This is a genomic window from Lachnospira intestinalis, assembly GCF_040095895.1.
In the GTDB taxonomy this organism is placed as follows: Bacteria; Bacillota; Clostridia; order Lachnospirales; family Lachnospiraceae; genus Lachnospira; species Lachnospira intestinalis.
This window is the reverse complement of the sequence record NZ_JBBMFS010000017.1, coordinates 37,758-57,774: the sequence shown is the minus strand read 5'-3', so window position 1 is coordinate 57,774 and position 20,017 is coordinate 37,758. Positions and strand designations below refer to the sequence as shown.

General features: G+C 37.0%; 21 protein-coding genes. 1 reads left to right on the top strand and 20 read right to left on the bottom strand.

Annotation, left to right across the window (positions count from 1 at the left end):
* Positions 1-203: 203 nt before the first annotated feature.
* The 20 genes from WMO37_RS14140 to WMO37_RS14045 form a co-directional block, all read right to left on the bottom strand.
* Positions 204-1,625 carry an ABC transporter ATP-binding protein gene (locus WMO37_RS14140; RefSeq protein ID WP_349155329.1) on the bottom strand — a complete coding sequence of 474 codons (1,422 nt, stop codon included), beginning with the start codon at positions 1,623-1,625 and terminating at the stop codon, positions 204-206.
* A gap of 68 nt (positions 1,626-1,693) precedes the next feature.
* Positions 1,694-2,410: an energy-coupling factor transporter transmembrane component T gene (locus WMO37_RS14135; protein ID WP_349155328.1), complete on the bottom strand. Its 717-nt coding sequence runs from the start codon at positions 2,408-2,410 to the stop codon at positions 1,694-1,696.
* On the bottom strand, positions 2,410-2,997 hold the full coding sequence (locus tag WMO37_RS14130) for an MptD family putative ECF transporter S component (protein ID WP_349155327.1): 588 nt from the start codon (positions 2,995-2,997) through the stop codon (positions 2,410-2,412). Before WMO37_RS14130 ends, WMO37_RS14135 begins: the two co-directional genes overlap by 1 nt.
* Positions 2,998-3,039: 42 nt before the next feature.
* Entirely contained in the window at positions 3,040-4,779 is a 1,740-nt protein-coding gene (locus WMO37_RS14125) for an ABC transporter ATP-binding protein (RefSeq protein ID WP_349155326.1), read from the bottom strand.
* 1 nt (position 4,780) lies between these two features.
* Positions 4,781-6,535 carry an ABC transporter ATP-binding protein gene (locus tag WMO37_RS14120; RefSeq protein WP_349155325.1) on the bottom strand — a complete coding sequence of 585 codons (1,755 nt, stop codon included), beginning with the start codon at positions 6,533-6,535 and terminating at the stop codon, positions 4,781-4,783.
* A 130-nt stretch (positions 6,536-6,665) separates the two neighbouring features.
* Complete coding sequence (locus WMO37_RS14115) at positions 6,666-7,289, bottom strand: TetR/AcrR family transcriptional regulator (RefSeq protein WP_349155324.1); 624 nt, start codon at positions 7,287-7,289, stop codon at positions 6,666-6,668.
* A gap of 392 nt (positions 7,290-7,681) precedes the next feature.
* Positions 7,682-7,807 (bottom strand): hypothetical protein, encoded by a 126-nt coding sequence (locus WMO37_RS14110; RefSeq protein ID WP_349155323.1) that lies wholly within the window; start codon positions 7,805-7,807, stop codon positions 7,682-7,684.
* A 214-nt stretch (positions 7,808-8,021) separates the two neighbouring features.
* Positions 8,022-8,420 (bottom strand): bacteriohemerythrin, encoded by a 399-nt coding sequence (locus tag WMO37_RS14105; protein ID WP_055288227.1) that lies wholly within the window; start codon positions 8,418-8,420, stop codon positions 8,022-8,024.
* A 106-nt stretch (positions 8,421-8,526) separates the two neighbouring features.
* Positions 8,527-9,783, bottom strand: coding sequence for an HD-GYP domain-containing protein (locus tag WMO37_RS14100; protein WP_436970296.1), 1,257 nt, complete (start codon positions 9,781-9,783; stop codon positions 8,527-8,529).
* The gene (locus tag WMO37_RS14095; protein ID WP_227090094.1) at positions 9,784-9,939 is read right to left on the bottom strand and encodes a rubredoxin; all 156 of its coding nucleotides are present in this window, start codon (positions 9,937-9,939) and stop codon (positions 9,784-9,786) included.
* 90 nt (positions 9,940-10,029) lie between these two features.
* Positions 10,030-10,404 (bottom strand): desulfoferrodoxin family protein, encoded by a 375-nt coding sequence (locus WMO37_RS14090; protein ID WP_023920586.1) that lies wholly within the window; start codon positions 10,402-10,404, stop codon positions 10,030-10,032.
* A gap of 27 nt (positions 10,405-10,431) precedes the next feature.
* A complete protein-coding gene (locus WMO37_RS14085; RefSeq protein WP_320055234.1) occupies positions 10,432-11,391 on the bottom strand; it encodes an L-lactate dehydrogenase in 960 nt (319 codons plus the stop codon).
* Between the two features lie 12 nt (positions 11,392-11,403).
* Complete coding sequence (rbr, locus tag WMO37_RS14080) at positions 11,404-11,946, bottom strand: rubrerythrin (RefSeq protein ID WP_226969065.1); 543 nt, start codon at positions 11,944-11,946, stop codon at positions 11,404-11,406.
* 23 nt (positions 11,947-11,969) lie between these two features.
* The gene (locus WMO37_RS14075) at positions 11,970-12,359 is read right to left on the bottom strand and encodes a Fur family transcriptional regulator (protein ID WP_349155322.1); all 390 of its coding nucleotides are present in this window, start codon (positions 12,357-12,359) and stop codon (positions 11,970-11,972) included.
* A gap of 127 nt (positions 12,360-12,486) precedes the next feature.
* Complete coding sequence (yaaA, locus tag WMO37_RS14070; RefSeq protein WP_349155321.1) at positions 12,487-13,236, bottom strand: peroxide stress protein YaaA; 750 nt, start codon at positions 13,234-13,236, stop codon at positions 12,487-12,489.
* On the bottom strand, positions 13,236-13,691 hold the full coding sequence (gene bcp, locus WMO37_RS14065) for a thioredoxin-dependent thiol peroxidase (RefSeq protein WP_349155320.1): 456 nt from the start codon (positions 13,689-13,691) through the stop codon (positions 13,236-13,238). The genes yaaA and bcp overlap by 1 nt, the downstream gene beginning before the upstream one ends.
* A 3-nt stretch (positions 13,692-13,694) precedes the next feature.
* Positions 13,695-13,904, bottom strand: a complete 210-nt coding sequence (locus WMO37_RS14060) for a DUF6219 family protein (RefSeq protein WP_015516636.1) — start codon at positions 13,902-13,904, stop codon at positions 13,695-13,697.
* Positions 13,905-14,546: 642 nt separating this feature from the next.
* Entirely contained in the window at positions 14,547-16,481 is a 1,935-nt protein-coding gene (gene bilR / locus WMO37_RS14055; RefSeq protein WP_349155319.1) for a bilirubin reductase, long form, read from the bottom strand.
* Positions 16,482-16,510: 29 nt separating this feature from the next.
* Positions 16,511-17,263, bottom strand: a complete 753-nt coding sequence (locus WMO37_RS14050; protein WP_227090872.1) for an alpha/beta hydrolase — start codon at positions 17,261-17,263, stop codon at positions 16,511-16,513.
* 24 nt (positions 17,264-17,287) lie between these two features.
* On the bottom strand, positions 17,288-18,667 hold the full coding sequence (locus tag WMO37_RS14045; protein ID WP_227090870.1) for an MFS transporter: 1,380 nt from the start codon (positions 18,665-18,667) through the stop codon (positions 17,288-17,290).
* Between the two features lie 191 nt (positions 18,668-18,858).
* On the opposite strand from WMO37_RS14045, the gene WMO37_RS14040 reads away from it, so the two are divergent.
* Complete coding sequence (locus tag WMO37_RS14040) at positions 18,859-19,680, top strand: helix-turn-helix domain-containing protein (protein ID WP_349155318.1); 822 nt, start codon at positions 18,859-18,861, stop codon at positions 19,678-19,680.
* The last annotated feature ends 337 nt before the right edge of the window (positions 19,681-20,017 follow it).

The window sequence follows — 20,017 nt, the reverse complement described above, 5'->3', positions numbered from 1 at the left end:
TGAGGCTGAGCTTCTGGCGGGTTAAAATGGGGAAAAATTTCTCATTTTAACTTGTACTAAATCTTGACATAGAACCACTGTTTCATTTGTTTCCGAATCGTACAATGCCAATTCTTTTAATTTATTCCGGGTGCTCTCGTTGTCGAGACCAGATGACATCAGACTCTTACGATTCATAGTTCTCAATTTTATTTGCGGAATATTTATAATCCATACAATATCGCCTGTCGATCAGCCACATAAAGTTCATAATTACAACATCTTTCAATCAATTCCCTGTCATGGGTGATAATAAAAATACTTTTACCCATGTCACGAAGTTCTTTAAACAGCTGTGCAGTACTTACCATATGACAATAATCCAGACCGCTCGTCGGCTCATCAAATATCAGTATCTCCTTTTCTGCAAGCACAGACGATGCAATAGCCACACGCTGTTTCTGACCACCGGATAATGACATCGGATGTTTATCACGAAATTCCCATATACCAAGTTTTTGCATAATTTCTCTGGCTCTTTCCTGTATCTCTTTTCCGGTATCCGATGCTCCAAGAAGAACTTCATCTTCTACAGATTCACAGAAAAGCTGATGATTTACATCCTGCATTACAAGATAACATTTACGGAGCATTTCCTTTGGTTTATACTGCTTCTCTTCTATGACCGTCTGTCCCTTAAATTTTTTCTCCAATCCGCAAAAGCATCTGACGAACGTAGATTTTCCTGCTCCGTTTTGTCCTGTAATTGCTATAAGTTCATTCTTTGGGAGCTGCATATCTCCAAACTCCAGTACCTTTTTTTCTCCATAGGAAAAATAATAATTTTTCAGTACTATGTCCGACTTTTTGGCAATATACTCATGTCTTTTACTGCTTTCATCACAATGTGGCTGCATTGTACGAAGTCCGAGATTTTGCAGCTTTTGCTCTGAAAATTTCAGAAATTCCTGCATTGTGATATCAAACATAATTCTTCCATGTTCAAGATAGACTACACGGTCACATATTTCCTTAAGCCAATACAACCTGTGCTCCGCTATCACGATTGTTTTTCCCTGCTTTTTCCAGAGTAAAAGCGTATTTTTTAGTCTTTCTATGGATTCTTTATCCAGATTTGATGTCGGTTCATCAAGTACAAATACGTCGGGCTGCATCGCAGTTACAGAACCACAGGCAACTCTCTGCTTCTCACCGCCTGACAATTTAAAAATATCTCTGTCCATAAGATTTTCCATTTCCAGTTCGCTTACAGCCAGTTTTACACGTTCGTTAATATCGTTTTCTACAAGTCCCATATTTTCGCATCCAAACGCAACTTCACTTGTTGTATCCATGCAGAAAAACTGACTTCTTGGATTCTGAAATACACTACCCACCTTTTTTGATATATTATATAGTTCTTCACTCTGCACATTCATTCCATAAACGCTGACATTTCCGCTATACTCTCCTTCATAAAAATGTGGGATAAGACCATTTATAAGGCGCGTTATTGTTGTCTTTCCACAACCTGAAGCCCCACATAACAAAACACATTCTCCTTTATCAACTGAAATCGAAACATCTTTTAACGCTCCTTTTTCCGAATTATTATACTGAAAACTGACATTTTCTATCTGTATCATAATATCCTCCATTTGTAACAAAACCGCACTCTGCCAATATCATGACATCATGCGGTTTTATCTATATATTACATAAATAATCTTGAAATCATTGAAACGATCCATATTACATAAGGAATAAAGCAAATAAGTACTACAATATAGTCCTGAAAATGAAAACCAATCCGGCACACATTGGTCCGCTTTACATCACCGCCAAGTCCCCGTGTAATAGCTGCGGCATTGAGCTCCTCTCCAATTTTTGCGGAGCAGACCATAAGTGGAATCAGTCTGTACTCTATCATTTTATCGACATTTTTCCCGCCGAAGCGAATATCCCGCATACGCATCGCATCATTGATTGCCCGGAATTCATCCGCAATCGTTGGAAAAAAACGAAACATAACAGAAAGTGGTATGGTCAGCTTATCCGTAACATGCATCCTGCTCATAGCCGAAGAAAACTCACTTACTGTTGTTGTCTGCATCAGATAGGTTCCAGCCATGATTCCCGGCAGAAGCCTTGTCATAATCCCGCAGAATGCAAGCAATATAAATCCAATAAAACCTGTCATATGAGGCAGCACAAACACTGTCAGCAAATAAAATACACTGTACAAAATGATGTATCCTGCTGCTCTTTTCCACTTACCTACAAGTATAAAAAACACGAACGGAAGCAGACAGAATAACGGAAGGTACGCACCAAATAATTTATCTCCTGCTCCTCCCAGAACAAATATTGCCATTGTCATTAAAAGAAGCATTTTCGTTCTTGGATCAAATGTGACGTATGTACGTATCATTATGCAATTCCCGCTTTCTCAAAATGCTTTTTCAACAATGATTTTCCAAATACTCCTCCGATCCATCCACAAACCACGCATGCTGCAATAAGTAATGGGATCAGCCATGAGTTCGCAAAGATATCTGTCATTTTAGTGATATACTCCTGTCCAAAACTCTGACGCGTACTGAAATATGCTTCAATATTCACAAACATTGGAACAAAGTTTCCAAAGATGATCAGATTAAATACTCCACAACTTAATATATTTTTCTTACTGCTTTTATAATTTCCCGATTTTACAATAAGGTCTGTAATAACACCACATATAATTCCAAAAATAAACGGCCAGTATCCCATTCCTGTAATCCACAAAAACAATCCAACGATCATAGCATAAATAGTTATCATTCCAAATTTATCAACTTTTGTCAAAAAAAGCATATATGGAATACCGCCAAATATTGGGACAATCACACATAAAAGCGGCATCATGATCGGTATAAATCCCAACATTGCAACTGCTGTCATAATCACACAGTAAATCGCTGCATAGATTCCAATATTGATCAAATCTTTTCCTTTTAATTTCTTTTTATTTTTCATTTTGAATGCTCCTTGTTTTTTATCAATATATTACTTTGTTTCTTAACGTGCCAGTTTCCAGCTGACTGCCTGCTCTCTTGCATCCACAAACCGCTTGTAAATTCCTTCCTGCTTCATCAGCTGCTCATGGGTTCCTTTCTGCACAATCTGCCCTTTCTCTACGACCACGATCTGATCTGCATGGCGTACCGTCTTCAGTCTGTGTGCGATCATAATGATCGTTTTTTCTTTCGTCAGTGCATCCACAGCCTCCACAAGTTCTTTCTCATTCTCAGGATCTACATTCGCTGTTGCCTCATCAAGAATAATGATCGGTGCATCCTTCATAATCGCCCTGGCAATGGAGATCCGTTGTTTTTCACCACCGGAAAGCGTGGCACCGCCCTCTCCGATCACGGTATTATATCCATTTGGAAGTTTGCTGATAAACTCGTGACAGCAGGCTTTCTTTGCTGCTTCCACCACTTCCTCATGACTTGCATCCTGACGTCCGAACTTAATATTATTCTCAATTGTATCTGCAAAAAGATAGACGGACTGAAAGACAAATGCAAAATTATTCATCAGGCTGTTCATGCTGTACTCTTTTACATTTACACCGCCAAGGGTCACTTCTCCGGAATCCACATCCCAGAATCTGGAAATCAGATTACAAAGTGTAGATTTACCTCCGCCAGACGGACCAACGATTGCTGTCGTTGTTTTTTCTGGGATAGAGAGTGATACACCATCAATAATCTTCCGCTTATCGTAGGAAAATGTAACATCTGAAAGTCTGATATCATAGTTTTCCGGCTGTATCTCTTTGCCATCGATATCCATCGTATCCAGTTCCAGAATTGCATTTGCTTTGTCCACACATACACTTACCACATGTAAGAGGGATGAGTAATTTCCTGTACATTCCAGACTGGCATAAAGCATAAATGCTGAGATTGTCATACCAATGGCATAAACCGCACTCATAGTTCCATTGATATAAAAATATGCACTGCATGCCACAATTACGGCTCCTGTTATCTTCGTTATCACGCTTTGTAAAAAATGATACGGGACAAATACCATTTCCATTCTGGTATTGATTTTGGCACTCGCATCGTTTGCATCATTTAATCTCTTTGCCTGTTTTCCAAGCAGATTGTAGGATTTCACTTCTGAGATTCCCTGAAGATACTCCATGATCTGACTTACGAGTTCTGTATCACATACCACCTTTTGTTCCGAATCTTTTTTCCCTGCATTCTGCATCATAGAATTTACACCAAAGAAAATCAGGACTCCAGCTGCAGATATCAGTCCGATTCTCCAATCAAAAACAAGCAGCATAAGGATGATCATCAAAGTCTCTAAAATCCCCTGCGTTGTCAGCATAACCACCCTGGCCGCTACATCTCCTAGTGATTCCATCGTATTGGTTGTCACCGAAGATATCTCTCCAATACTGTTGGAATTAAAATATCCCATCGGAAGGTAACGCAGATGCTCTGCAATTTTGATTCTCGTAAAAGCACTTGCATTATAGCCACCTTCTGTCTGAAGTACCGTAGAACTTCTCTTACATATAACAGCAATCACAATCGCAATGACCATAATGGCTAAGGAACCTCCGATATATTTTCCTATCGGTTTTCCACCAAGCAAACCAATCAATATGTACATAATGGCTGGTATCTTCATTGCAGATGCAAGTGCTTCTACAAGCCCAATGGCCATCGACAGTTTGAATTTGTTTCCATTTTCCCTCCCTGAAAATCGAAAGAATTTCGCCAGAATCTCAAACATATCATTCGCCCTCCCTTACGGTATCTTTTACTGAAATATGGGCATTCCACATTTCTTTATAAAGCGGGCATGACACCAGAAGCTGCTCATGCGTGCCATGCGCTGTCACGTTTCCATCATTTACCACAAAGATCTGGTCACTGTCCTTAACGGTAGAAAGCCTGTGTGCTATGACGATCAGTGTCTTTCCGTCCACCAGTTTTGCAATGGATTTTTGTAATAGAGCTTCGTTTTCCGGATCGGTGTAGGCAGTTGCCTCATCTAAAATGACGATCGGTGCATCCTTTAGCATCGCCCGGGCAATCGAGATACGCTGTCTCTCTCCTCCCGACAGATGTCCACCGGCACCGCCTACAACGGTATCAAATCCATTTTCTAACTGCATGATAAATTCATAACAGCCGCTCTTCTTTGTAACCTCAACCACCTGATCATCCGTAGCGTTTGGATTTCCCTGTCTGATATTTTCACGAACTGTCTCATTAAACAGATAATTGTCCTGCGCGACATAGGCAATTTTCCGGTTGAAATCTGTAAGTGCCAGCTCTTTTACATCAACCCCACCGATTTTAATGCTGCCGGAATCCACATCCCATAAAGATGCGATTAGCTTTGCGATCGTTGACTTTCCGCTTCCGGAAGGTCCAACAATTGCATTTACAGTTCCTGCTTTCAGTTCCATATTTACTCCATGCAGGATTTCTTTGTCGTGATAGCCAAACCTTACATTTTCAAGAATGATGGAATTATCTTTTGGAACATCTTTACTTTTCTCCGGACGTTTTAACTCCGGCTGTTCTAAAATACCTGCTATCTCATCAACGATCACTCCGATTTTCCCAAGGTCATCTGTATAGGAGCCCACCGTGATCAGAGGCCCGACAATTCCCAGTGAGAGAATGATACAAATGACAAAATCAGATAACTCTAAGGTTTTATTCGATACATAATAGGCTCCAAAAGGCAATACTGTAAGAAGTGTATACGGTGTCACCACCATCATCAATGCATGATAGACAGAACATCTTCTCATCCATGAAATGAAAGAGTCCGCATATTCCCTTGCCGCTTTTGTAAATTTAGCATAAGAGCTTTCTGTCTTTCCAAATGCCTTTATGACCTCTATTCCGTTAATATATTCTACCGCAGCATCATTCAGCTCTTTTGTGGTATTAACCGTCCTTTCAAAACTTGGCTTATAATCCAGCATCATTCCAAAATATGAGAAAAGTCCAACAACAATCGGAACTAAAGACCAAAGTGCAAGCCGATAGTCTGTCAGGAAGAAATAAATCAGGATTACAACCGGTGCAAGCAGATTGGAGGTAAATTCTGGTACTATGTGAGCCAGAGTTGTCTCGATACTGTCAATTCTTTCCACCATGATATTTTTAAAAGTACCTGACGGTGTATCTTTCACATACCCAAGAGGTACCCTGGCAAGCTTGTCGCAACACGCTTTTCTTATATTTGCAAGTACCACAAAAGTTGCTTTATGTGACAATGACGTTGAAAGTGAATGAAACAGTTCTGCGATCACAAACGACAGTGCGATCAGGACTGCTTTTATCAGATATTTTTCAAACTCCTTTTCACCGTTTAAAAACAGTTTCACCACATCCGCAATTATAAAGTACGGAAGAATCTTAAAAATAACATTTCCTATTGCGAGCAATACACTCCACACATAGGCACTTCTTTTTTGTCCAGCCCATGTCAGTATCCAGCTGACTGCTGACTTTTTCTTTTCTTTCACACGTATTCACTCCTTGCTATAGTTTTAATTTTGTTAGTTGTGTCTAACCCTTGTATAATAAAATAGGTGGCATGCCGGCATCAGCCACCTGATATTATTTTCTTAAAATGTACCTTTCTGAATCGTAAGCCTAAAATTTAACGTTCCACAATCGCTCCCAGCCACCGGTATTGAATTCCCGAAGCTTGTGCACATTTCTCTTTGCAGTTTCCTTATCTATATCGTGCTCAATGATCTGAAATATAGATGAAAAAAATCCGGTATAAATCATATGCATGAGGCTTTCCCCGACAATCGGTATTTCAATTCCATCCTCCTTCATTTTCTTCACATATTCCAAACTGGATCTCATTTCCCTGTCTACCATATTGTGTATGAATGTCTCAAACTTTCCACTGTCTCCACATTTCAGCAATAATCGGAAATTATCATAATGCTCATAGATATAGTCAATCATCTGATCCATTCCGTTGCCGGATGTGTCCGACATATTACTGGTCTGTTCTTTGGCAGAAAGCTTTTCAAAATCCTCAACTACACGGTCGTAGATCTGATATATATGTTCTATATACGGATCTGTCAGTGCATCAAAAAGCGCCTCTTTTGTCGGATAGTATTTATAAAAGGCACCCGTTGTAAGTCCGGCATCCTTTACAATATTTCTTAAAGATGCCCCGGAAAAGCCATCTTTTAAAAAATGCTTTCTGGCTGTATTTAATATATTTTTCTCTGTATCTTCTGCTTTTGTCGACATCTTTTTCTTATTCTCCTAAACGTCTCTCCAAAATATAACAGTGTTATATAGTACTGTTATATTTTATCTCATTCTATTCATTTGTCAAGTATAATTTTTAGATTTTTCACAACTATTTTTCTCACCACACAATGCATACGCATTCCTTTGCGGATTTCAAATTTTTCCACTTTTAATCCTGCTTTTTTACAACACTTCGTGACCACTACTCTTGTCGGAACAGCAATCCGGCTCTCCTTCTATTTTAGGCAGCTTTTCATATCCTTATCAACAACAACGATAAAATGCCACACAGTTATTAACAACCATGTGACATTTATACTCTTAATACAATTTTGCACCTGCTGGGATTGCATCATCTAACATTACCAGATTCAGTTTTTCTTCTCCATTTACATTGTGAATTGCAGAAAGAAGCATACCACATGAATCTCCTCAAATAAAGGCTCTATTTCAATACCTGTATTATTTTCAACAACTGCTGTCACTTCTTCTGTTACTACTTCATTGTTATCCATTTGATTATAACTCCTTTGCATTAATTTCTCATAATAATATGTAATGTCGGTTGAAACCGCATTACTATTAGCTAGTATACCATAAACATACTGTTTTTAGGAAGAAATGTCCTATTTCATCTATGTATGCATATTGTCAAGTGTATGTGTCATATTTTATATTCAAAATAAAAAAGGCTGCTACTCTCTAAAAATAACAGCCTTTCTTACTATATCAACCTTTTGGAATTTGACCATCGACATACAGAATGTGATTAACTAACCACTCTGTGAGATATTTTAAAATTCCCATAATCTGTTCATCTTGATCTTCTACCTCATCATTGTGATGTTCCATAAATTCATCAAGTTTATGTATAAATTCCTGATGTTGAACTTTCTGTGTAAATATCTTCTTATAATTAATAGATTCCATATACTGCTCTTCATCACTAAAGTGTTTTACTGTATAATTTCGAAGATTTTCTAATATTATATCAATCCTATCATATTTATCCGGTGTAAACTCATCATGAAGCAATTCATATGCCTCATCTGCATATTTAAATAACTGCTTGTGTTCTTCGTCTATCATATCTATACCGATATAATATTCTGGTTTCATTTCATACATAAATTAATCCTACTTTCATTTTATTTGTTTTATGAACCTGTTCAATACTATTCATAATAGGCAAATGCATTTCTCATGAATTTCCTATATTTTCTCGTTTTAAATGTTAGATTCCACCAAAACATTCCCTAATTTTCTTGGAAATATCAGAATCAACAAAACCTTTCTGCGCCATGTCATCGAGCATCTCACACGTTTTTTCGTGCGATAAACCTTTCTTATATGGTCTGTCCTCGGTTAATGCCTGATAAATATCAATACATGCCATAATACGTTCCGGCTCATTTAATTCAGCTGCGGTTTTTCCAAAAGGATACCCTTTTCCATTTAATTTTTCATGATGGAAAGCTGCCCAGTCTCGTATTTCTTCAAAATCATTAACCTCTGATAATATAAGGTATGTATAGCCAGCATGATTCTTCATTTTTGAAAATTCATCATCCGTAAGCTTATCCGGTTTTTCCAAAATTTCATTGCCTACTGCCATCTTCCCAATATCATGCAGTGCACCAGCCAGATAAATTTTTTGCACATTAATAGAATCATATCCGATATATTGAGCAAAAAAAGCTGCTTTTTCAGCCACTCCTATAGAATGTCTGCTTGTAAAAGAAGATTTATAATCTACAATCTTTGCAAAAAAATCTGCGACATTTTTACACGTTTTCCAATCAAAAACCTGTTTTTGTCTTGGGATAATCTCCCATAGCTTCATTTCAAAAGAATTATCACTTAAACATATAAAAGATTCAGAATGTGTGAATGCATGAAAAAAGGCATTCACACATTCTGAATCGAATAATCCATCCCTATTTTTTAAAAGGTACTGACATATAAAATTCCAACTGTTATTTCCAGATCCCGGGTTATTTCCTATAATATCAATGGTATCTGCAAGATGAATAATCCTTGCAAACAATGGAATTTCATTCCACTTTTTTTGAAAAGGACCAGTTCCATCGGCATGTTCATGATGATATAAAATCACATTTGACACATCTGTTTTAAATGGAATTTTAGTAATATTTTTTTCACCATAAATACAATGAAGATTTGTTTTTTTCTCGGATAAATCTTTTTTACAATTAATGACGGAATCCTTTTTCAGTTCTTCCGAAATATATTGTGTCAAAGCATTATCATGCAGTAAAGCACACATGGCTAAATCTTGTAATTCATCACCTTCAATTTTCCAATATTCAGCCATGCATATACTTATATAAGCCACTCTTTTTCCATGTTTGTTTTTGATATTTACCAACTCTGCTTCTATACAGTCCAAAGCATAAGAACAGGCTCCTGCAAGTCCGATGATATCTATACTTAGTTCTTCTTTCATTGGTATAATCCTATCATAATACATTTATTCTTCTGAGAACTGGTCTTTTCCTACAAAGCATAACGGACATTCAAAATCTTCTGGAATATCCTCCCACTTTGTACCAGGTGCAATACCACCTTCTGGATAGCCCTTCTCCTCATCGTATTCCCATCCGCAAACATCACATACGTATTTCATTCGTTGTTCCTCCTTGTAAATATATTAATACACAGCCTATATTACTGTTATATTTGTGTTGTTCTGTAACCTTAATATGTATAAATGCTTTTAGCATTTCCATAATCCATGCAGATTACAATATGCATATACTTCTTCTACCTGTTCACCATCGCAAAGACAAAAATCTGCTACCGGCTCCTGCCCTGGATTTAACTGTTTTCTGTATATTCCCTGGTTTGTATTTAATGTAATCCACTCAATGAAATGCTCTTCAAGCATTGGATGTTTTGTCTCTCCGACCACGACATGAACATGACTGCCTTCTATCGTATATACAGGTACATGCTTCTCGACAGCAGCATCTGTCACTCCGGCTTTTAATTCCTGCATAGGTTCTCCGCAACAAATTACAGGTACACCCTTATCCTTTACCTTTTCAACAATGTTTCCACAATGCTTACAAATATAATATCTTACTTCCATGCCTTTTTCTCCTTCCATGTGTAAAATTTATAATTCAATTGTCTCCATAATCTTTTTCAATGAATCTGCAGATTCCTTAAGCTTTAACGCTTCCTCGCCACTTAAATTAATAGGTATATCAGACTCAATACCATCTGCACCTACAATAGCTGGCATACTTAACGATACTCCGTCAATATCATATACTCCATGAATCATGTGTGATACAGGAAGTATTGATTTTTCATCTCTCATAATCACTTCGCAGATTCTTTTTACAGACATTGCAATTCCATAATATGTAGCGTGCTTTTTGTTTATAATCTCATAAGCACTGTTCTTGACTGCTGCAGCTATTTCTGCCGTGTTTTCCTTGTGCTTGTAATGTCCACGCATTTCACATATTTCACTTAATGGAACACCAGATACATTGGCTGATGACCATGCCACAACTTCGCTGTCTCCATGCTCACCTACTATAAATGCATGAACACTCCTGCTGTCCACAGATAAATGCTCACCAAGCTTATATCTTAATCTGGCACTATCTAACACAGTACCCGATCCAATAACCCTGTTTTCTGGAAGTCCTGATAACTTTATGGCTACCTGAGTCAGGATATCTACCGGATTCGCAACTACAAGCATGATACCTGCAAAATTTCTCTTTGCTATTTCAGGAATGATTGACTTAAATATTGCTACATTTTTATTTACGAGATCAAGCCTTGTCTCTCCCGGTTTCTGTCCCGCTCCGGCAGATATGACAACAATTGCAGCATCAGCCACATCATCATAATCTCCGGCATATATTTTCATCGGACTCGCAAACGGAATACCATGACTGATATCCATCGCTTCTCCTTCTGCCTTGTTCTTATCTGCATCGATAAGGACAATCTCTGTAAACAAGCCACCCTGCATCAGAGCAAATACCGATGCAGAACCAACAAAGCCACAGCCTATCATTACTGCTTTTTTTGAATTAATAACTTTCTTCTTCGTAATAATCTCATCTCCTTAATAATTCTCTTCATGTACTTCAAAATAGCTCTGTGGATGATTACATACCGGACATACTTCAGGTGCCTTAGTTCCTACCACAATATGTCCGCAGTTACGGCATTCCCATACCTTAACTTCGCTCTTTTCAAATACCTGTGCAGTTTCAATATTCTTAAGAAGTGCACGATATCTTTCCTCATGGTGCTTCTCAATCTCACCTACTGCCCTGAATTTTGCTGCAAGCTCAGGGAATCCTTCTTCCTCAGCTGTTTTAGCAAAGCCATCATACATATCTGTCCACTCATAATTTTCGCCTTCTGCCGCTGCCGCCAGGTTTTCCTTTGTATCACCAATTCCTGCTAATTCCTTGAACCACATCTTTGCATGTTCTTTCTCATTATCTGCAGTCTTTAAAAACAATGCTGACATCTGCTCGTAACCTTCCTTTTTCGCTACAGAAGCAAAATAGGTATACTTATTTCTTGCCTGTGATTCCCCTGCAAATGCCTCCTGTAAATTCTTCTCTGTCTGTGTTCCTGCATATTTGTTTTCTGCCATCTCTTTTACCTCCGTTTTCTTTACTACTTTTTCTCCCTGCATTTCGGGCAAATGCCTTTAAATGAAATATCGTAATCCACAAATTCAAATCCATGAGTGTTATGAATTCTTTCCAGCAAATCCGGTATTTGATCCATATCCACATCAAAAATTTCACCGCACTTTATACATCTTACATGGTAATGATTTTTCAATGTAAAATCAAATCGGTTTGGTCCATTCGGAACTTCAACCTTTCTTAATGCACCTTCCTCTACCAATATATCAAGATTTCTATATACAGTTCCTTTTCCAATTGATGGATATGCTTCTTTTATAAATTCATACACTTCATTTGCCGTAACGTGTCTTCTTATTTCGTATACGGTATTTCTTACGAGATCTTTTTGAATGGTATTTCTCCTACTTGTCATTCATCCTCCTTATTAGGATTAGTTCTTAATAAGGATTATATACCACTATTATCCTGTTGTCAATAAAAATAGTAATAATTCTCATTATTATAAAAACTGCCAAACTGAGCATCTTTTACCTGAATAACTATTTTATTTTGCGTTCAAATACATATTCTGAATCTGAAGATAAATCAGACCTAAACGAATATCCGAGTCTGTCAAATTTCTGAATCTCCACCGGATTTTCAATATTATTTTCCGCTATGAATCTGACCATTTCACCACGAGCCATCTTGGCATAGGTACCTTTTGTTACCAATTTATCTCCGGATAACTCACAAAATACAATCGTAATATATCTGTCCTGTGATGTCAGATACTTTTCTATACATTTTGAGTATTCTTTTGATGCAAGATTAATGATAATCCTACTGTCATCGATTACTGAGCGGTATAACAATTCTCCCCAGTACTCATACAGATTTTTTGCATCTCCAATTCCAACCTTTGCCTGCATTTCAAGACGATAAGGAGTCACACCATCCATTGGTTTTAAAATGCCATAAAACGCAGACAAGATTCTTAAATGATTTTGCAAATACTCAAACTGCTGGATTTCAAACACAGATGGTGCCATATATTGAAATGCAATCCCTTCATATGCTAAAACAGCCGGAGTAAGCCTGTTATAAAGATCCATATTTTCCAATCTGTTAAAGTTCTGCTCTGCAATCTTGTCATTACATTTCCAGATAGCTTTCAGTTCTTCTTTTGATTTGCTTTTTATCCAGTTTAATACTTCTGCTGTCTTATCAATATAGACAGGCAGTTCAACCGGTGCTAAGTTATCGGTATCTACAATCATCTTTTTTGCAGGTGATAAAATAATCTTCATTATGCCAATTCCTTAAGCATATTTTCAGGATCATCTGCCGCCTTGACTTTATCATTTGCCTTTATAATGATTCCATGCTCATCAATAAGATATGTAGTTCTTACTACACCCATAGATACTTTTCCATAATTTTTCTTTTCTTTCCAGACATCATATGCTTCAATAACTTTACGCTCCGGATCTGCTAATAGCGTAAATGCCAGTCCGTATTTTTCTTCAAATCTCTTGTGAGACGCTACAGAGTCCTTGCTTACTCCGAGAATAACAGCTCCCTTCTCAGTAAACTGTGGATAACGCTCAGAAAAGCCACATGCCTGCTTCGTACATCCTGGTGTATTATCCTTTGGATAAAAATATAAGATTACTTTTTTTCCTGCATAATCGCTTAATTTATGCATTTCTCCATTCTGATCCGGCAATTCAAAGTCCGGTGCTTTTATTCCTAACTCTAACATTTACTATTCCTCCGCTTTTGTATTTTCCACCTGTTTTCTTGTTCTTTTATTACCTGAAATCATTTTATGACCAGAATAGACTGCCATAATCATGCATATCAGAGAGCCAAACGCAAAGTATTTGTGTGCTGCTTTTAACCCTTTATATCCTGTATAAAAAGTTCCAACCATTGTAACTATTGCTCCGATTGACCAATATTTATGTGCTTTCATTTTATACCTCCAAATTGATTAAGCTATTTCCAAAATAAATATCTCTGGATCATTAACAATATTATACATTCCATCCATTATTTTCGACAAGTAGGGAAAGAAAAATAATCATTCCAAATACAAAAGGATGTATCACGATAATTCTGGCATTACCTTGACACATCCTTTCGTGTTGTATTTTTTTATTCTTCTTAATGACAGCTAAGCAAAAGGTAAATTATTTTCTGTGATATCATCACAAAATAATTGATTCATTCACTGCAAAATATAAGAACCACCTTTCTGCCTTAATCTTGGTGGTTCTTTGTGTCATATATGAAATTTCTGAGAGTCTTAATAAAGAGAAACACAAGATTAGTAGCGACGATCTACTTGCTTTCTGCGATTATCTTCTCTAAACCTGCTACTTCTTCTATCGAAGCAATATGAAGTCAAAAATCATCTATGCTGCATTTTGTTATTGTGGATAATATCGAGTAAATATCTTTACCGCTAAAATGATATAAAAATAGGAACTAAATATGATTTGATCAGCACTCTTTGGTCATGACTTTCCTGCATCAATTCTATCGCTATTCTTGGGGCTGTCGCACTAAGAAATTAGTGCGACAGCCCCTTTGTGGTAATAGGGTAATTAATAATTTATATTTCACATGCTACATCATATGCTGATTTAATAGCATGCTCAATATTACTTGGACGTTCTCCAGCACAATCACCAATATAGTGAAGTGGAAGAGGACAATCAGAAAGCTCTGGAAGGTTCTTTCTTGCACCAACAGCCATTACAACAAAGTCTGAAGCAATTTCTTCTGTTGATGTATTGTCGTCTATTGTTTTTTCAACAACTACAGAATCATCTTTGATTTCTGATAATTTTGCAGATGTTACTATTTGAACATTATAATGCTCTAATTCCCTCATTAGAGTAGGTAAAATAGTGTTACTTTCTTCTTTTGCAATCTGATCCATCATTTCAATAATTGTAACCTTACATCCGCGTGAAGCCAGATATTCAGCGGTTTCAACACCTACAAGACCACCACCGATTACAGAAACATTACCGAATACGATTTCTTTCTTGGCAAGCACATCCCATGCACTTGTAACAGTTGGAAGATCTTTGCCAGGAACAGGGATTATTGCGTTGTTTGCACCTGTTGCCACAATTACTTCATCGAATGAATTATAATCCTGTGATGTGAATTCCTGACCAAGTCTGAATGTTACATCCAATTCAGGAAGTACATTTGTATAATAATTAATGCTTCTCATCATTTCTTCTTTTCTTGGAGGTACACTAGCAATAAGTAACTGACCACCAATCTGAAGTGATTTCTCAAAAATGGTTACATGATGACCTCTTAATGCAGCAACACGTGCAGCTTCAAGTCCAGCAATACCAGCACCAATAATTGCTATTTTCTTTGATGATGCTGCAGGAGTTATATGTCGTGTTGCTTCGTAACCGTTTTCAGCATTAAGTACACAACTTAAGAAAGCACGATTCTGAATATTATCTGTACATCCTTTATTACACATCATACATGTTCTGACATTACAGCAATGTCCATCTGCACATTTGTTTGCAAAGTCAGGGTCTGTAAGAAGAGAACGACCTAATCCAATAATATCAGCAGAACCATTTGTAATAACTGCTTCAGCAGCTTCTGGTGTAACGATACGGCCTACTACAGATACAGGAATAGATACAAGCTCTTTGATTTTTTTAGAATAAGAAACCATAAATCCGTATGGCTGTGTTCCCATGGCAGGGATTGTATCACCCATATTTCCAGTATGGTTAGCCTGTGCAACATGTAATGTGTCAACACCGCAAGCTTCTAATTCTTTAGCAAAAATGCAAGCTTCATCAAGTGGAAGACCACCTTTTCCTCTAAAACTATTTTCTCCAAGAGGAGTAACTATAGGAAGCTTGTAGTCGATAACCATGTCAGGTACGATTGTTTTTAATCTTTTTACAAGTGTTAATGCAAAACGTGTACGATTAGCCAGGTCACCGCCATATTCATCAGTTCTATGATTTAAAATAGGAGAGCAAAGAGAACCAACAAGACGGTCTCCATGTACTTCAATACAATCAACACCAGCTTCGTGTGCTAAGCTAGCACAGTTTTCCATATGCTTTATTATTTCATCAAGCTCTTCTGCAGTTACTTCATTTACAAAGTGCTGCATATCATGGTGAAGTTTAGCTCTTGCTTCCTGCATTTTGCCCTGATGGAACAAGTCGTTTAAAGCTTTAACATTGTAGTCAGGATGGAATAACTGAATTCCAAGTTTTGCGCCATTTTCATGACATGCGTCAGCAAGTTTTTTGAAGCTTTGAACCTGTTCAGATGAATAAAGCTTTGGTGTAGGAGAGAATGTTGGAAGTGGTGCAACATCTCCAATTACTATATATCCGACACCGCCTTTTGCGAGACGCTCGTAAAAACGAAAACTCTGTTCTCCAATTGAACCATCTTTTTCCTCATATCCTGTTGTAAGTGGTGGGAACATAATACGGTTTTTAAACTCAATATTTCCAACTTTTATAGGCTCTAATAATTTCATTGTTCATACTTCCTTTCAAATTGAATATACTATTTAAGTGGTGTTAAAAACTCTAACATTAATTTGTCTAATTCTGCTCTTGCAAAAGCACTGGCAAAATTGTGGTTAGCGCCTTCAATTGTTTTATAATTGCATTTTCCATTGTAAAGTGACTCATATCTATGGCATGTTGCATCATCTACCAAATCATCTGCAGTTCCTCTTATAAGGAGGACTGGTCCGTTGTATCCTTCTGCTGACGAGAATGGCTCATAATTAAATAAATCATGATTAAAAGATGTTGGGAAAGTGAGTCCTTCAATATCGGCCTTGGTGATCCCCTTAGCTTCCATGGCTTCAGCACGATCCTTACATCCAAACCACATTCCAGCACCTGGACACATAAGCATGAGAGCATAAGGATTAACAATAGGAGCGGCAGTAGCAGCTGCGTATCCTCCCATACTCTGACCAGATAAGATAATCTTATCTGGATTGGCAAAATCTTGTGTTTTAGTCCAGTTTATAATATCCTCGATATCGTGTAGGATACCTGTAAAGGTCATGTCCTCGAATTCACCATCACTTTCACCATTTCCGTATAAATCAAAACGGACACTGGCAAATCCATGTTCAGCTAAGAATCTGGCTGTGTGCGTATAAATACTTTTGTAACCGCTTTTATTCCCTGTAAAGCCATGTACATTTACAATAGCAGGAAATCTTGTGCCATCTTCTGGAATGTTAACTATTCCGCGTAAGATGTGTCCATCACGGTTTGTGATTTCTACTTGTTTTGTCAATTTAAAATACCTCCATTTCTAATTTTATTCTGCAGTAGTAGCATTTCGCTTGTCAGCTAAATCCTGTAACATTTCAGCTGTTTTCTCTTTTGTAAGAGGGTAGATAAATTTTAATACCAGAACAGCTAATAAATATCCTACAACATATAAACCTGTATATGTTTTCCAAAGATGTCCTGAGAATGCTTCATTCTGGACAGCTTCATTAACCTGGAATCCAGCAATTGCAAGTGCAAAACTACTCATACTTCCTGATACAGCATTAGCAAGTTTACGGAAGAATGTATATGCTGAATATACAATTCCTTCATTACGTTTTCCTGTCTGAAGTTCTTGATAATCAATTGCATCATTTACAAGTGCCCAAACTAATACTTGGAAACCACTTACTCCAAGATAGCAGATTCCGTTGATGATAATAAAGAGAATAGGATTTTCAATTGGGAAGAAGAATAAAATAGCATAAACAACAACTGAGAAAGTTGCACTGTACATAATCCATTCTTTCTTTCCAAATTTCTTAGCAACAAATTTTGTGCCTACGAATGCAATAAGTGACCAGAGTACACTTAACATACCTGAAACTGCCATGATGGCAACATTTCCAAAATAATCGCGGAATAAATAAGTATTTAATCCGTTAACCATACCTGCTCCAACAATACCGATAAAGCTTGATAACATAACTCCGAGTAATGCTTTGTTTTTAGTAATATCTTTAATTACCTGGAAGTAGTTAAGCTTTTCTTTTTTCTCAACAACTGGCTCTGTAATAATACGCTCTTTACACCAATGAGATGTAAACATAAGACAGATTAATCCAATAACTGCACAGATTGCTGACATAATAAGGAAATGGCTAGGTACTGGCTGGTTATCTTTATATAAGAATACTGGTCCAGCAATAACGATAACTGTCATAAAAATTGTACCGCCAAGACTTCTGAAACGAGAAAGGTCAGTACGTTGGTTAACATCATCAGTCATTACACTTGAAAGACTACCAAATGGAACGCTGACACATGTGTACATAATTTCGTAAACAATATATGTAATGAACATATAAGCAATACGTGCACCATAAGCGAAATTGTATACGTTAACAAATCCTAATATACAGAGTACTGCAGTTGGAAAAGCAAAGAATTTAATCCAAGGAATAAATTTTCCTTTTCCTTTGTTTTTGTGGCTATCAACAAGTGCACCAATTAAAGGGTCATTTATAGCATCCCAAAACTTTGTAACAAGCATAAGGATTCCTACGTGTACTGGATTAACTTTTAATACCAGTGTATAAAAAATAGCAAGATACATGGCACGGAACTGCTCAGTACAGCAACATCCCAAATCGCCAAGAGTGTAACCAATTTTGTCCTTCATGGAAAAAGGTCTTGTTTCTTTCATGATAATTTACCTCCCAAATTTATATTGTTTTAGTAGCTACAATCTTATTATATTGTGGTTATGCTGATATCCATATACAAATATTGCTTGCAAACTACGAAAAATTGATATATTGTATATTTTGACGAAATGAACAAAAAATATAATAGGAAAGTGTACAAAATAGACATATGGAAAAGCAAGGCTACAAAATGGAATATTTGAAAATATTGGATAGTGCCCAGCGAAGCTTTGGGCAAAAGAAGAGCTATACAATTGTATTTATAGCTGGTGGGATAGGGCATATGCACCAGGAGGACGATAATATTGTATGTACTATGGAGGATTTGATATTTATTAAGCCAGGTAATAAAGTAAAACTTGAATATCGTAAAAATAAGTATCCTCTTGAAGTTTATGTTCTTTATATAGGTGGAGAACTTTTAAGGAAATTGTCAGATGAAGAAACAAGACTTGATGAAGCGTTTGATTTTGTTCCGTATCAAGTTAAGATTGTTCATTCTGAGACTGAATCGGCTATGCTTATAAAGAATATATCAAAAAAGCTCTATTCGATGAATAATGAGCCGCCTAAATTTGCCCACTCATTATACGAGAAAAGCCTATTAACTATGATTCTTGTACTTGCACTTCGCTCATCTGTTCAGGAGGATGTGCAGATTAAGACGAATAAGAAAAAGCACGTTGTAATGGATGATATTTTTATTTATATCAGAGAACATTTGACAGAAGATATCTCGTTGGAGCGCTTGGAAAATGAATTTTATATAAGCCGTTATCATATAGTAAGAGAGTTTAAAAAATTGACAGGTGAGACACCTCATTCATACATTGTAAAGAGCAAACTTGATTTATGCCGCCATTATATAGAGCAGGGGAAAAGTATTCATGAGGTATATGCGCTTGGTGGATTTGGAGGGTATAATCATTTTTTTAGAGCATTTAAGAAAGAATATGGTGTTACTCCAATGCAATATTACAAAGATTTAAAGATTGACAGGAATGAAAAGTAATGATTGTGTTTGTAGAATAAAGCAAATAAGGGGCTGTCGCTTTAACGATTGAAAATCGTTAGAGCGACAGCCCCGTGGTATATTCAATCATTCTTTTATTAATCCCTGTACATGTACGTATACATATTACTTCATACATACAAAGCACTGAGATTCTGACCTTTCAGAGTTTATCCAAGTAAGTCACTGTTACCGCTCTTATTGACCGTTTCACAAGATGATATGCACCTTCGCATGATAATTTTAAAAATCAACTTATAAAACTTGGGCTTCTAACCCAATCAATAATGTGTGTCCTTGTCACACTCGGCAACCGACCCGCCCGTCCGCAAGGCTT

What these genes read in the sequence shown, in the direction of transcription:
- WMO37_RS14140 (WP_349155329.1), bottom strand. Translation starts at nt 1,625, where the DNA reads ATGATACAGATAGAAAATGTCAGTTTTCAGTATAATAATTCGGAAAAA.
- WMO37_RS14135 (WP_349155328.1), bottom strand. Translation starts at nt 2,410, where the DNA reads ATGATACGTACATACGTCACATTTGATCCAAGAACGAAAATGCTTCTT.
- WMO37_RS14130 (WP_349155327.1), bottom strand. Translation starts at nt 2,997, where the DNA reads ATGAAAAATAAAAAGAAATTAAAAGGAAAAGATTTGATCAATATTGGA.
- WMO37_RS14125 (WP_349155326.1), bottom strand. Translation starts at nt 4,779, where the DNA reads ATGTTTGAGATTCTGGCGAAATTCTTTCGATTTTCAGGGAGGGAAAAT.
- WMO37_RS14115 (WP_349155324.1), bottom strand. Translation starts at nt 7,289, where the DNA reads ATGTCGACAAAAGCAGAAGATACAGAGAAAAATATATTAAATACAGCC.
- WMO37_RS14110 (WP_349155323.1), bottom strand. Translation starts at nt 7,807, where the DNA reads ATGGATAACAATGAAGTAGTAACAGAAGAAGTGACAGCAGTTGTTGAA.
- WMO37_RS14105 (WP_055288227.1), bottom strand. Translation starts at nt 8,420, where the DNA reads ATGTATGAAATGAAACCAGAATATTATATCGGTATAGATATGATAGAC.
- WMO37_RS14100 (WP_436970296.1), bottom strand. Translation starts at nt 9,783, where the DNA reads ATGTATTATGATAGGATTATACCAATGAAAGAAGAACTAAGTATAGAT.
- WMO37_RS14095 (WP_227090094.1), bottom strand. Translation starts at nt 9,939, where the DNA reads ATGAAATACGTATGTGATGTTTGCGGATGGGAATACGATGAGGAGAAG.
- WMO37_RS14090 (WP_023920586.1), bottom strand. Translation starts at nt 10,404, where the DNA reads ATGGAAGTAAGATATTATATTTGTAAGCATTGTGGAAACATTGTTGAA.
- rbr (WP_226969065.1), bottom strand. Translation starts at nt 11,946, where the DNA reads ATGGCAGAAAACAAATATGCAGGAACACAGACAGAGAAGAATTTACAG.
- WMO37_RS14075 (WP_349155322.1), bottom strand. Translation starts at nt 12,359, where the DNA reads ATGACAAGTAGGAGAAATACCATTCAAAAAGATCTCGTAAGAAATACC.
- yaaA (WP_349155321.1), bottom strand. Translation starts at nt 13,236, where the DNA reads ATGAAGATTATTTTATCACCTGCAAAAAAGATGATTGTAGATACCGAT.
- bcp (WP_349155320.1), bottom strand. Translation starts at nt 13,691, where the DNA reads ATGTTAGAGTTAGGAATAAAAGCACCGGACTTTGAATTGCCGGATCAG.
- WMO37_RS14060 (WP_015516636.1), bottom strand. Translation starts at nt 13,904, where the DNA reads ATGAAAGCACATAAATATTGGTCAATCGGAGCAATAGTTACAATGGTT.
- bilR (WP_349155319.1), bottom strand. Translation starts at nt 16,481, where the DNA reads ATGAAATTATTAGAGCCTATAAAAGTTGGAAATATTGAGTTTAAAAAC.
- WMO37_RS14045 (WP_227090870.1), bottom strand. Translation starts at nt 18,667, where the DNA reads ATGAAAGAAACAAGACCTTTTTCCATGAAGGACAAAATTGGTTACACT.
- WMO37_RS14040 (WP_349155318.1), top strand. Translation starts at nt 18,859, where the DNA reads ATGGAATATTTGAAAATATTGGATAGTGCCCAGCGAAGCTTTGGGCAA.